General features: G+C 52.5%; 9 protein-coding genes and 2 pseudogenes. 3 read left to right on the top strand and 8 right to left on the bottom strand.

Annotated elements, in window-relative coordinates:
* Positions 1 to 28 precede the first annotated feature (28 nt).
* Positions 29 to 649: a hypothetical protein gene (locus L1889_RS11530; RefSeq protein ID WP_238665237.1), complete on the top strand. Its 621-nt coding sequence runs from the start codon at positions 29 to 31 to the stop codon at positions 647 to 649.
* A 32-nt stretch (positions 650 to 681) separates the two neighbouring features.
* Positions 682 to 1,401, top strand: a complete 720-nt coding sequence (gene coq7 / locus L1889_RS11525) for a 2-polyprenyl-3-methyl-6-methoxy-1,4-benzoquinone monooxygenase (RefSeq protein WP_238665236.1) — start codon at positions 682 to 684, stop codon at positions 1,399 to 1,401.
* A 424-nt stretch (positions 1,402 to 1,825) separates the two neighbouring features.
* Here the strand turns inward: coq7 and pyk are convergent, their stop codons facing one another.
* The 6 genes and pseudogenes from pyk to gcl form a co-directional block, all read right to left on the bottom strand.
* The gene (pyk, locus tag L1889_RS11520; protein WP_238665235.1) at positions 1,826 to 3,241 is read right to left on the bottom strand and encodes a pyruvate kinase; all 1,416 of its coding nucleotides are present in this window, start codon (positions 3,239 to 3,241) and stop codon (positions 1,826 to 1,828) included.
* A 13-nt stretch (positions 3,242 to 3,254) separates the two neighbouring features.
* A complete protein-coding gene (locus L1889_RS11515; RefSeq protein ID WP_238665234.1) occupies positions 3,255 to 3,665 on the bottom strand; it encodes a GlcG/HbpS family heme-binding protein in 411 nt (136 codons plus the stop codon).
* Positions 3,666 to 3,702: 37 nt separating this feature from the next.
* Positions 3,703 to 4,963 (bottom strand): annotated as a pseudogene (locus tag L1889_RS11510) (glycerate kinase type-2 family protein).
* 200 nt (positions 4,964 to 5,163) lie between these two features.
* Entirely contained in the window at positions 5,164 to 6,048 is an 885-nt protein-coding gene (locus L1889_RS11505) for a 2-hydroxy-3-oxopropionate reductase (RefSeq protein ID WP_238665233.1), read from the bottom strand.
* A 45-nt stretch (positions 6,049 to 6,093) separates the two neighbouring features.
* Complete coding sequence (hyi, locus tag L1889_RS11500) at positions 6,094 to 6,873, bottom strand: hydroxypyruvate isomerase (protein ID WP_238665232.1); 780 nt, start codon at positions 6,871 to 6,873, stop codon at positions 6,094 to 6,096.
* Positions 6,874 to 6,900: 27 nt separating this feature from the next.
* On the bottom strand, positions 6,901 to 8,676 hold the full coding sequence (gene gcl, locus L1889_RS11495; protein ID WP_238665231.1) for a glyoxylate carboligase: 1,776 nt from the start codon (positions 8,674 to 8,676) through the stop codon (positions 6,901 to 6,903).
* Between the two features lie 113 nt (positions 8,677 to 8,789).
* On the opposite strand from gcl, the gene L1889_RS11490 reads away from it, so the two are divergent.
* Positions 8,790 to 9,707, top strand: coding sequence for a LysR family transcriptional regulator (locus L1889_RS11490; protein ID WP_238665230.1), 918 nt, complete (start codon positions 8,790 to 8,792; stop codon positions 9,705 to 9,707).
* 181 nt (positions 9,708 to 9,888) lie between these two features.
* Here the strand turns inward: L1889_RS11490 and L1889_RS11485 are convergent, their stop codons facing one another.
* Positions 9,889 to 10,767 carry a hypothetical protein gene (locus tag L1889_RS11485; protein WP_238665229.1) on the bottom strand — a complete coding sequence of 293 codons (879 nt, stop codon included), beginning with the start codon at positions 10,765 to 10,767 and terminating at the stop codon, positions 9,889 to 9,891.
* Positions 10,768 to 10,952: 185 nt separating this feature from the next.
* Positions 10,953 to 12,409 (bottom strand): annotated as a pseudogene (locus L1889_RS11480) (nucleobase:cation symporter-2 family protein).
* Positions 12,410 to 12,806 lie beyond the last annotated feature (397 nt).

Here is a 12,806-nt window from a genome sequence, read left to right as displayed (position 1 = left end):
TGCGTGTCCTTGCAATCAAGGTTTTAGAATGATGCGATTTTCAAAGCTATACCCATGGCGGACTACTCTGTATGGTTTGCTGTCGGCTATGCTGTTTTTTACTGCAGCGTGGGCCAACAGCTGGTTCACGCAGTACATGTCTGTGCATATGCTGGTGCATATTCCCTGGATAATGGCTTCAGGCGTCTTTGCCGGCCTGGCGCTGTCAGCGGCTGAGATCTCGCGCAGCTATGTGGGTGGTGCCATGTACCATGGGTACGGTTTTTTTAATAAGTATGGTGTGCCTGGTTTGCTGTTTGCCTCCTTCGCAGCTGGCTATTGGATGATTCCCAAAGCGCTTGACGATGTGCTGGTGTCTCATACCATGCAGTTGCTGAAGTTTGTGGTGCTGTTTGTGGCTGGCATGGTGCTGGTAGAATCGTGGCGACGTGCCCATCTTGTTATCAAACTGTTTTTTCTGGGTAATTTTTCCTGGATGGCCGCTATTGTGGGCATGCTGTACCAGGATGAGCCTGTCAGGCTATGTAACTTCTACCTGCAGAGCGATCAGGAAATTGCTGGTATTGGTTTGGTGATCATGGCGATTGCCTTGCCTTTGCTATGGTTATTGACCGAAGTCAGAGCAGTGCTGCACTATTTGAAGCAATAATAGAGTCACATTTCGCTTGCCTAAGGATATTTATGACTAACTCATCGATTACCGACGTTGCTGCAGGGTCTCAAGCTCACCTAGCAAAGGCAGTACATCCTGCACTAGAGCGCCGGGTTAATGTGCTGGATAATTTGATTACCGAAGCGGGACGTGCCATGCATGTGCTCAGCCGGTCCGCTCTGGCCACCCGGCCCAATCCTGCTGGTCGCAATACTGGCGATGCCGACGCTTCTCTGGATACAGACGAGATACAGCACGCAGCAGGCCTGATGCGTGTGAACCACGTAGGCGAGATTTGCGCCCAGGCTCTCTATCGTGGTCAGGCATTGTTTTGCAAGGATCAGCAAGTTCAAGAGCTGCTCTACCATGCAGCTACTGAAGAAGTTGATCATTTGGTCTGGTGCGACGACAGGCTTAAGGAACTAGGCAGTAAGCCTAGCGTGTTTAATCCGCTTTGGTACGCCGCCTCGTTTGGACTCGGTGTAGTAGCCAGTCGAGCGGGAACACCTTATAACCTGGGGTTTATGGCGGAAACCGAGCGTCAGGTCGAAGAGCATCTGGACGCGCACCTTAAAGACTTGCCTCAGCAAGATTTGCGCTCACGGAAAATTGTGGTGCAAATGCGTGATGATGAAATTGGCCATCGCACGACCGCCGAGGACAACGGAGCCACAGCATTGCCCGCGCCCGTTAAGCTGGCGATGAAACTCATGTCCAAAGTCATGACTACATCTGCCTACCGGGTGTAGGTCTGAGATCAGTGTGGATCAGGCTGTTTCTAAAGCGTAGGCTCTATAAACCACTTGCATCACATTGATGGTATATTGATTAAAACCATTGTTTGAAATAAGCTGCGCATGGGCGCTATAGCTTAAGATGCTCTAAGTGTGATGGCGCTTTTATACGACATTTACAACAAGCTTTATTGATGTTCTTGCATTGCACAAAATAAAGTTATACACTTTAGTCATTGGATGTCGAAAGGAAGCAAGGGTAATAACCCTAATTTTATTCCTTGGCTCAGGTAAACCCTTAGCAGCCCGACATGCCCCGGTTGTCTCCTCCACCCTCCTCCTTTGGTGGATTTAGCCCGAGATCTTTGGATCTCGGGCTTTTTTTATCTTTTTTTGCTGAGTCTTTGTTCGCGGGTGTTGGACATACTCTGTTGAAATGCTACGGAATCGTTGCAACGTGCAGCAGGTTGGTGCTTCCGCTATGTCCAAATGGTATGCCGGCAATAATCACTACCGTGTCGCCTTTGTTGGCAAACTGATGGCGCTCCGCGATTTTTGTGGCGTGTAACACCATTTCGCTGACATCGGAGACGTGTTCGAACGGAATGGCATGTATGCCCCAGGCGATCGCCAGGCGGCGAGCGGTGTCCAGGCTAGGGGTCAGCGCCATGATGGGTGCAGAGGGACGCTCGCGGCTCGCACGCAGCGCACTGAAGCCACTTGTGGTGTAGGCGATGGTGGTTGCCGGTTCAAGAATGTCGGTGACACGACGCAGTGCGCAGCAAATGGCATCGGGGGTGTTGGCTTCTGACGGAATATGGCTGCTTTCCAGCCCTTTGCTCCATTCAGGGTCGTTTTCTATTTCACGAATGATGCTGTCCATGATTCCCACGGCTTCCAGCGGGAACTCTCCGGATGCCGATTCTGCTGACAGCATTACGGCATCGGCGCCTGAATAAATGGCGGTCGCTACATCGGAGGCTTCTGCCCGGGTAGGTACTGGCGAGCTGATCATGGATTCAAGCATCTGTGTGGCGACCACCACGGGACGGCCATGGGTGCGTGCCGATGTAATGATCCTACGCTGCAATACAGGTACAGACTGCGGTGGAACCTCTACGCCCAGGTCTCCGCGGGCGACCATCACGCCGTCGCACAGACGTACGATGTCATCCAGGTGCTCCATGGCAGAAGGCTTTTCAAGCTTGGCCATAATCCAGGCTTTATCCCCGATCAGTTCACGTGCTTCCGTAATGTCGGAGGGACGCTGAACAAACGATAGGGCAACCCAGTCTACCCCCAGGGATAGACCAAACTTCAGGTCGTCCAGGTCTTTAGGGGTAAGGGGTGAAATGGGCAGGACCACTCCAGGAACATTCACCCCTTTACGGTCAGAGAGCGGACCACCGACCATGACAGTGGTCTCAGCGTGATCCTCAGCAAAGCTGTCGACGCGCAGACGTAGCTTGCCATCATCAAGCAGCAAATCAGTACCTGCCTCCAGTGCGGCAAATATTTCCGGATGAGGAAGATTGACGCGCTGGTTGTTGCCTGTTGTGGCATCAAGGTCAAGTCTGAATTTCTGTCCGGTTTCAAGCTGGACCTTACCGCCTTCGATTTGGCCTACTCGTAGTTTTGGTCCTTGCAAATCCATCAGCACGCCGATGGTCCTGCCGCTTTCTTTTTCAAGCTCACGAATGATTCTCAAGCGTTCAGCATGATCGGCCTGTGTGCCGTGGCTGAAGTTGAGGCGGAAAACATCAGCCCCGGCTTCGAATAATTCGCGGATGCGCTCAGGTGTGGAGCTGGCAGGCCCCAAGGTGGCCAAAATACGGGAACGTCGCTGTCGTCTCATGCTTTATCCTTTGTTAAACAACCGTGTCGAGCAATGCCTTGATACCGGCTTGTGCAATTTGGGCATCTTCAGGGGCTTTAACGCCTGATACGCCCACCGCTCCGATAACGAGGCCGTCAATCAAAATAGGTTCCCCGCCTTCCAGTGTTGAGATAGGCATGGCCAGACCTGCAGTACGGCCGTTGTTGACCATGTCTTCAAATACCTTGCTGGGCTTGCCGCTCAAGGCACTGGTGCGTGCTTTGTCAGGAGCAACCAGCGAGCTCATGGCAGGGGCACCATCCAGACGTTGATACCAGAGCAAATGACCACCGGCATCACTGATGGCAATGGAGACGGCCCAGTTGTTTTTCAGGGCTTCGGCTTCGGCTGCGCTGGCGATGATTTTCAGGTCTGCCAGGGTTAATTGCTTTGTTGCTTTCATGATGAATCCTTGTGTATTAAAGGGATGATAAAGAAGGTTAAAGGATTAAGATGGCGCGGAAGTCGTTGACGTTGGTGAGGGTTGGGCCCGTGACCACCGAGTCGTCCAGCGCCTCAAAAAAGCCGTGACCATCGTTGTTGTCAAGATAGTCGCGCGGATGAATGTCTTGCTCCCAGGCGCGGCTCAGGGTGTCGGGGGTACACAGGGCGCCGGCGATCTCTTCCTGTCCGTCAACGCCATCAGTATCGCCTGCCATGCCATAGATGCCGTCGGCCTTGTTCAAGGCGATTGCAGCCGCCAGGAGGAACTCTACATTTCTGCCGCCTCGGCCATCGCCGCGGACGGTGACTGTGGTTTCTCCACCAGAGAGCAAAACGCAAGGGGGTTGTACGGGCTGGCCGTGCGCACGTACGCTTAAGGCGATGCCCGCCATGACTTTCCCTACGTCCTTGGCTTCACCTTCGATACTGTCGCCTAGCAGAACGGGATTGATACCGGCTTTTTTGCGACTTCAGCAGCGGCTAACAGCGCTAACTGGGGCGTGGCAATGAGATGCGTACTGACCTTAGCCAACCGAGGGTCATCTGTTTTAACGGTTTCCCCTTCGCCGGACTCTAATAATCGACGAGCACCTGGAGGCAGTTCGATGTTGTAGCGACGGATAATATCCAGCGCATCGGCGCAAGAGCTTGGATCACCCACAGTAGGGCCAGAAGCAATGTCCATCGGGTTATCGCCAGGAACATCCGAGATGAGGAGGTTCAGCACTTGGGCTGGATGGCAGGCGGCTGCGAGGCGGCCGCCCTTGATTCCCGACAAATGACGGCGAACGCAATTCATTTCGGTGATGTTGGCGCCGGACTTCAAGAGCGCGCGACTGATGTCTTGTTTGTCTTCCAGGCTTACGCCGTCGGCCGGCATGGGCAGTAGCGACGATCCGCCACCTGAAATCAGGCAAATGACTAGATCATCTGCGCTCAAGTTATTAACAGCGTTGAGCAGTTCTTTTGAAGCTCGCAGCCCGGCATCGTCGGGAACCGGGTGCGCGGCTTCGATTATTTTTATACGCTTGCACGGAACAGCATGCCCGTATCGCGTGACGACAACGCCTTCGAGTGAGCCCTTCCAGTTGGTCTCCAGTACCCGCGCCATTTCGGCCGAAGCTTTTCCTGCTCCAATAACGATGGTTCGGCCTTTAGGTGGCCTGGGGAGAAAAGGGGGATGCAACGTTCTGGCTGTGCGGCTTTCACTGCGGCGTCGAACATATCCTCAAGCAGTTTACGCGGCGCGATATTCATGTAGCAGGCTCCTTTTTTATTCTACGGATGCTTTTTGCCAAAGCTTGATAATACAGTACGGTCTGGTGTCTGTTTGCCGACCTGGCCATGCTCTGGCCTGTTGACGCTTCTTATCGCTGAGGGCGACGCCTCTCAGCAAGGTATTATTGCCTAATACGTTAAAAAGGCGGGTACTACCCGCCTTTTTGTACTGCTTGATCTTATTGGCCGATCTCGTAGTTAGCCATGATTTCGAGAGCACGAACCAGCGCAGAATGGTCCCAGGCGGCTCCGCCATTGGCAGCGCAAGAGTTGAACAGTTCTTGAGCGTTGGCGGTATTCGGCAAGGAGACACCGACTTGGCGGGCAGTAGTAAGTGCCAGGTTCAGATCTTTTTGATGCAGCTCTATACGGAAGCCCGGGTCAAAAGTGCGCTTAATCATGCGCTCGCCATGAACTTCAAGCACTTTGGAATTAGCGAAGCCTCCCATTAGCGCTTCGCGAACCTTGGCGGGGTTAGCTCCCGCTTTGGCGGCCAGAAGCAAGGCCTCGCCTACGGCTTCGATATTGAGGGCGACGATGATCTGGTTGGCTACCTTGGTGATTTGTCCGTCGCCGTACCCGCCTACCAGGGTAATGTTTTTACCCATGAGCTCGAACAGAGGCTTAACGGTTTCAAAGGTCTGGTCTTTGCCGCCTACCATGATAGTGAGTGAAGCGGCCTTAGCGCCAACTTCGCCGCCAGATACGGGAGCGTCGAGGTATTCAGCGCCCAGCTCGGTGATGCGCTTTGCAAACTCTTTAGTGGCGACTGGCGAGATAGAACTCATGTCGACAACGATTTTTCCTGCGCTCAGGCCGGCTGCTACTCCGTTTTCGCCGAAGAGAACGTCTTCGACATGAGGAGTGTCGGGAACCATGGTGATGATTATGTCTGCCTGACTGGCAACTTCGGTGGCATTCCCGCATAGCGTTACACCTGCTTCGACCACCGTTTTTGGGGTCTCGCCGCGCGTGTAGGTGTAGAGTTCGTGTCCGCCTTTAGCCAGGTTGACCGCCATTGGCGCGCCCATGATGCCCAATCCAATAAATCCGACTTTTGCCATGCTTAAATCTCCAGTATGAATATGATTGAATGAATTTCGTTATGTTTAGCTAGACAAGGCTTTGATCCAGCCCAGACCGTCTCGAGTCGCCGCGGCTGGCTTGTATTCACATCCGATCCAGCCGTCGTAACCGGCGTTGTCAATGTGTCTAAACAGCCATTCGTAATTGATTTCGCCAGAGCCAGGCTCTGCGCGGCCAGGATTATCCGCCACTTGAATATGAGCTATGCGCGGCAAGTGTTTTTTTATCGTGTTGGCCAGCTCACCTTCCATACGCTGTGCATGGTAGATATCGTACTGAATGTAGAGATTGTCTGAGCCAACCTCATCGAGCAAGGCAGCAGCCTGCTCGGTACGGTTTAGATAAAAACCAGGAATATCAAAGGTATTGATAGGCTCGACTAACAGACGGATATCGGCGTCTTTAAGCTTATTCGCCGCGAAGCGCAGGTTATCGACAAAAACTTGCTGTAGCTTGTCGTCATCAACGCCGTCGGGACGTATACCGGCCAGGCAGTTAACTTGCTTGCACTCTAAAGCAGTTGCATATTCAATTGCCTGCTCCACGCCTTGCTGGAACTCGTCGATACGGTCGGGCAAGCAGGCAATGCCACGCTCGCCGCCAGCCCAATCGCCAGCTGGCAGGTTGTGCAGCACCTGCGTCAGCCCGTGCTTTTGCAGCAATTCTGCCAAGGTGTTTTTATCGAAGTCGTAGGGAAAGAGGTATTCCACGCCTTTGAAACCGGTATCGGCTGCGGCCTGAAAGCGCTCTAGAAAATCGACCTCATTGAATAACATGGTCAGATTGGCGGCGAATTTTGGCATAGTTAGAACTCCTGAATAAAATGCAGATTATCTGATAGGCAGTGTAGCTGTAGGCGCATCGGCAGCGGAAATTGCCAAATCTTCGAATTCATTGACATTGCATAGTTCGGTACCCATGGCAATGTTAGTAACGCGTTCGAGAATAAGCTCAACCACAACAGGAACCTGAAACTCTTTAATCCATTTACGGGCCTGTTCGAAAGCGGGCTGAATTTGCTCTGGCGAGTGTACACGTATGGCCTTCACACCCAGCCCTTCGGCGACTTTCACGTGGTCGACGCCGTAGCCGTTGGTTTCGGGGGCATTAATGTTGTCAAAGGCCAGCTGTACGCAATAATCCATGTCAAAACCACGCTGCGCCTGGCGAATCAGGCCCAGGTAGGCATTGTTAACCAGAACCTGGATGTAGGGCAGTTTGAATTGGGCACCTACGGCGAGCTCCTCGACCATGAACTGGAAGTCGTAGTCACCTGAGATCGCCACGACTTCTGCTGTGGGATCGGCAGCAACTACACCCAAGGCAGCCGGAATGGTCCAGCCCAAGGGGCCAGCCTGACCGCAATTAATCCAGTTTCGAGCTTCATATACGTGCAAGAACTGGGCGGCGGCGATTTGCGATAAGCCGATGGTGCTGACATAGCGCGTATTGCGTCCAAACACCTGATTCATTTCTTCATAAACGCGCTGTGGCTTCATCGGCACGTTATCGAAGTTTGTTTTGCGCTGCATGGTGCGCTTGCGTTGCTGACATTCTTCAGCCCAGGCGCTGCGGTCTTTTAGCTGGCCGTTGGCTTTAAGCTCTTTGGCTACGTCAATGAGCAGATCCAGGGCTACTCCTGCATCCGAGACAATACCGAAGTCAGGCCCAAATACACGGCCAATTTGTGTGGGTTCGATATCAATGTGAACGAACTTGCGTCCTTTGGTGTATTCCTCAACGGAGCCGGTGTGGCGGTTAGCCCAGCGATTACCGATACCGATGACAAAGTCGGAAGCCAGTACAGAGGCGTTGCCGTAGCGGTGTGAGGTTTGCAAACCGGCCATTCCCGCCATCAGAGGATGATCATCAGCAATGGTGCCCCAGCCCATTAACGTTGGGATCACCGGTACACCGGTGAGTTCGGCAAACTCCTGCAGTTTTGCGCTGGCGTTGGCATTGATTACGCCGCCGCCAGATACGATCAGCGGGCGCTCGGCAGCGTTGAGCATTTCCACAGCCTTGGCAGCCTGGGCGCGGGTAGCGCTTGGGCGATACACTTCCAGTGGCACGTAGGTGTCGATATCAAATTCAATTTCAGCCAATTGTACGTCAAGCGGCAAGTCAATCAGCACGGGGCCGGGACGGCCCGAACGCATAACGTGAAATGCCTGCTGGAATACAAAAGGCACCAAGGCAGGTTCGCGCACGGTTACCGCCCACTTGGTGACCGGCTTTGCAATAGATTCAATATCTACTGCCTGAAAGTCTTCTTTGTACAGACGGGCCCGGGGAGCCTGGCCAGTAATACATAGAATCGGTATGGAGTCGGCTGAAGCAGAGTACAGACCGGTAATCATATCCGTGCCTGCCGGGCCTGATGTCCCGATGCAAACACCAATGTTGCCTGGTGCGGCCCGGGTGTATCCCTCGGCCATGTGTGAAGCTCCCTCGACATGGCGCGCCAGAATGTGATTGAAGCCACCATTCTTATTCATGGCGGAATATAGTGGGTTAATAGCGGCACCTGGCACGCCAAAAACGGTAGAAACACCTTCCGCGCGAAGTACGGCTGCTGCGGCGTCAATAGCTCTCATTCGGGCCATTCAAGTCTCCTAGGGTATCGAATCAACTGAAAGTAGTTGTATTCATGATAAAGAGAGCAGGGCTACCTTAGAAATAGTGATAGCATTGCTTCTATCGATACTTGGAGTATTGAATGAGCCGATATACAGAAATCCGAAGTTTTGCATTGGTGGCCGAAAAAGGCAGTTTTGCCGCGGCATCAGTGGTTGAGGGGGTAACTCCCGTCGTTATGGGGCGTCGTCTTGATACATTAGAGAAACGCCTGGGCGTGCGCCTCATGCATAGGTCGACGCGCGGGCTAACACTAACCGATCTGGGCGAGCAGTTTTTAGAGCAGTGTCGTCAGATACTCAAAGACTTTGACGAGGCCGAGGCCAGTATTAGTGCGCAACGCAAGGTTGTGCGCGGACATCTGGTGGTGTCGGCACCAGCAGCGTTTGGCCGCCGACATGTGGCGCCTCATGCCTTGCTGTTCAAGGAGCGCTATCCCGAGCTTAAGCTCTCGTTTAACTTCACGGATAGCGTTGTTGATCTGGTGCGTGAAGGCTATGACATGGCGATACGAATTGGCGAGGTCACAGACCCCAATTATGTTGCGGTCAGGCTGTTTCCTAACAGCAGGGTAGTCTGCGGGACTCCCGCGTATTTTGAGCGTTACGGCGTGCCCAGGGTGCCCGAGGACTTGGCACGGCATAATTGCCTGGCATTTAATCTGCAAGGAGGGCAGCAGCGTGGCTGGACCTTCATGCGCGATGGCAAGCCCTTTGCGGTACGGGTTGATGGCGATCTGGACTGCAATGATGGCGAGCTGCTATATGGGTGGGTAAAGCAAGGCTGGGGAGTAAGCTGGAGGTCAACCTGGGAGATTCAGGCCGAGCTGAAGCGTGGTGAACTGGTAACGGTTCTGGACGACTACGCTTTGCCCAGTTACGACATACAGGCTGTTTATCAGCAACAGCGATATTTACCAGCCAAGGTCAGGCGGTTTATTGATTTCCTGCGTAATATTTATAATAAGCCGGGGTATTGGGAAGGCGAAATTTTGCCTTAAGCCTATATGCTTTCTTAAGGTCAGCTAAGGGCTTATTAAGGTCAAATAAGTATCGACTGGGCCTGTATGCCAGCAAAAAGGGCCGCAGTGTGAATTGCGGCCTTTGCTATTGTTCCTGGATAGCGTATTTCAGTGCTAAACAGACCACGCTGTGGGCAGGGGGCTGTTCATGCCGAAAGTGCTAAAAGTGCCACTCGACTTGCAGGGTAGGGGCGTTGGTACGGATGCCGGCTTTTTTGGTGCCATCTCCGTAATAACGGTTCCCAAACTTGTTATTCCAGAACTCATAGCCTACACCTACCCAGAGGGTATCTTTTTTATCAAAGGCTAGCTTACCGACGTCTGCCATTAGCGACGTGCGTACCAGAATCTCAGCTTTGGTTTTTACGCCCACATAGTCTTTGCCTTTAGGTCCCACCCAGTTGGCGAAACCTTGAAACTTAAGCGGTACTGCGCCGGCGTCGAAAGGGATCCCCCATGCGAGACTGGCAATGAACTGGGAATCAAAGGTGATACGGCTTTTTTCGCAGGCGGGGGCGCCCAGTCCACAGTGATTCCATTCTTTACCGTAGAGCAGGCTTAGATCCACAAAACCCTTGGGTACATCAAACCTTAAGGTGGGACCGACTACCAGCAATCGTTTGCGTGAAGCGAAAGTATTGTTTTTGGTATTGAGGTCGAAGCCCGCGGTCAGGCCTATGTCTTTAACAGGACCAAAGGACAAGTCTTTGTCGAGTACCTTTCCTAAATGAAGCTGATGCCGATAGGTAAGATAGGCCTCAGTAGCGCCGTTATCCCCGTCTGCTCTGGTCGGATCTTTTTTATCGGATTGAAGCACATCGATATTCAGGAAGTTTTGCCCTATTGAATAACCACTGACATGTGTGAGTTGTAATACGTGCTTTTTAACTTTTTGGTCGTTAGTCGGCTCGGTGAATTGAGTACCGTAACGATAACCAATAAAAGTATCGCTCCAGGTAGCGGCTTGTGCCAGTGATGCTGATGCGCTCAGGGCAATAGCAGAACTTAGCGCCATCATTTTGACGGAACGCAGTTTCATGTCTTCTCCTAGTTTGTCGACGTGGGCTCGTCTTATAGTTTTATTTGCAACTTTAGGGTTGCTGTTATCGCTGTAGCGGTGCCCAACACTACAGCTTTATAAGGAGTCTGCAAGTCAAACACCTTATAAAGCGCTGTGGTGAATCCTGTCGGCCAAGCAGTAGCCGGGTCGACAGGATGCTACCTTTAATGCTGTGAAGTAGCCAATTGCCCGCGCTTGCCCTCTAACTCATCAGTGGCGTTGGCCTGGGAGGTAGTATTTGCGGCGGTGGGTTTCGTTTTGGCCGCATAGCTCATTCCGTTAAAGAACAGGTTAAGCGCTATGGATGAGACCGCTGCCAACAGGATTCCGCTGTGTAGCAAAGGTGCCAGTGCTTCAGGCATCTGATGAAATAACTGTTCAGCCACCAAGGGGATCATGCCAAAACCCAGGCTGATGGCAACGATGTACGGGTTAGAGCGGTTTGAGTGCAGGTCGGCTGACAATAAAATCTTAATGCCGGTGGCCGCAACCATACCGAACATAACGATCCCGGCACCTCCTAGAACGTATAAAGGAATCGAGGCGACCACGAATGCCATTTTTGGGAACAGGCCCAAAGCAATCAAAAACAGACCGCCCATCACGCACACCCAGCGGCTGCGTACACCCGTCACGCTGACTAGCCCCACGTTTTGTGAGAATGAGCTATGTGGAAAGGTGTTTAAGATGCCTCCTACCAGAGTACCCAGGCCGTCGGTGCGCAATCCACGAACCAGATCTTTACGTGACGGTGGGCGTTCGCAGATTTCGCCCAGGGCAATAAACATGCCTAATGATTCGACCATGATGACAATCATGATGAGCGATATCACTGCTGCAGCCCCGAAGTTAAAGGTAGGCAGGCCGAAGTGAAAGGGAGTTACTACCGCCACCCAGGATGCTTCGCTGATACCCTCGAAACTGATACGTCCCATTACCAGCGAAATCAGGAATCCCGCTGCCAGACCGATCAGGACCGCTACGTTCGACAAGAAGCCACGTGCATATTTGGTAATAAGTAAAATAATGACAAGCACGGTTAAGGCAATGCCCAGGTTTTCCATTGATCCATAGGCGGGATTGACTATCATCTGACCAGCTTCGTCCGGGATCATGGGTTTACCACCACCTACCCAACCTAAACCGACACGCATCAAGGTGATACCGATCACAGTGATGATAGTGCCGGTGACTACAGGGGAAACAGACCCATGAGCCGACTGAAAACTGGCGAAATCAGGATGCTGAACAGTCCGGCAAGAATACATGCCCCGAAAATGCCGGTTAATCCAAGTTCAGGGTTGCTGCCAATGGCGATCATGGGGGTTACAGCGGCAAACGACACGCCCATCATGACAGGCAGGCGGATTCCAAAAATACCTACGCCCCACGCCTGGATTAGAGTAATTAATCCACAGCACAGCAAATCAGCGTTAATAAGAATTGTGATTTGTTCTTTTGTCAGGCCAAGCGCATCACCAATAATGAGGGGAACTGCTACGGCGCCTGCATACATCACCATTACATGCTGCAAGCCCAGGGTGGACAAGCGGCCTATAGGCAAAACTTCATCGACTCCACCGCAAGGTGGCGTTGAACTTGCCGTTGTTGCTTCTGACATCATGAGTCTCCTTAGTAATACGGTGCCGATTCTCAGACAAGTTACCTAACTGATCTCAGTCCGTAGCGCCACTGCGGTATTTGGCAGCGTACGGGCATTAAGGTATCGGATGGGCTTTATTACTGAAAGCGCCTAAGCATGGATAAGTGACATAAGAAAATGCGTATAGCCCAGTGGCGGCAAACGCGTCACAGCTTGAAGTCACGCCATTCGGCGGCTGCGCTGTCATAGCATTGTTATGTGCTTAACGGTGTTTGGCGTTCTTAAAGGAGTCTTGGGTAATAACCTAGTAGTATTCGATTCTTCTGTATGTTAGGTGGCTTAGATAAAAATGCCCCCGTCATCACTTGAGTGATAGCGGGGGCAAGGCCGAGAGGGCCGTGTTCTGGAGCTGACT

Origin of the sequence: Paenalcaligenes niemegkensis (assembly GCF_022230885.1) — a bacterium.
Taxonomy (GTDB): domain Bacteria; phylum Pseudomonadota; class Gammaproteobacteria; order Burkholderiales; family Burkholderiaceae_B; genus Paenalcaligenes; species Paenalcaligenes niemegkensis.
The sequence above is the reverse complement of the archived record's forward strand: the minus strand, read 5'-3'. Positions and strand labels throughout refer to the sequence as shown.

Excerpts from the sequence above, each read along its gene's own strand:
- gcl (WP_238665231.1), bottom strand. The coding sequence starts at position 8,676 with ATGGCCCGAATGAGAGCTATTGACGCCGCAGCAGCCGTACTTCGCGCG.
- L1889_RS11485 (WP_238665229.1), bottom strand. The coding sequence starts at position 10,767 with ATGAAACTGCGTTCCGTCAAAATGATGGCGCTAAGTTCTGCTATTGCC.
- L1889_RS11490 (WP_238665230.1), top strand. The coding sequence starts at position 8,790 with ATGAGCCGATATACAGAAATCCGAAGTTTTGCATTGGTGGCCGAAAAA.
- L1889_RS11505 (WP_238665233.1), bottom strand. The coding sequence starts at position 6,048 with ATGGCAAAAGTCGGATTTATTGGATTGGGCATCATGGGCGCGCCAATG.
- L1889_RS11530 (WP_238665237.1), top strand. The coding sequence starts at position 29 with ATGATGCGATTTTCAAAGCTATACCCATGGCGGACTACTCTGTATGGT.
- pyk (WP_238665235.1), bottom strand. The coding sequence starts at position 3,241 with ATGAGACGACAGCGACGTTCCCGTATTTTGGCCACCTTGGGGCCTGCC.
- hyi (WP_238665232.1), bottom strand. The coding sequence starts at position 6,873 with ATGCCAAAATTCGCCGCCAATCTGACCATGTTATTCAATGAGGTCGAT.
- L1889_RS11515 (WP_238665234.1), bottom strand. The coding sequence starts at position 3,665 with ATGAAAGCAACAAAGCAATTAACCCTGGCAGACCTGAAAATCATCGCC.
- coq7 (WP_238665236.1), top strand. The coding sequence starts at position 682 with ATGACTAACTCATCGATTACCGACGTTGCTGCAGGGTCTCAAGCTCAC.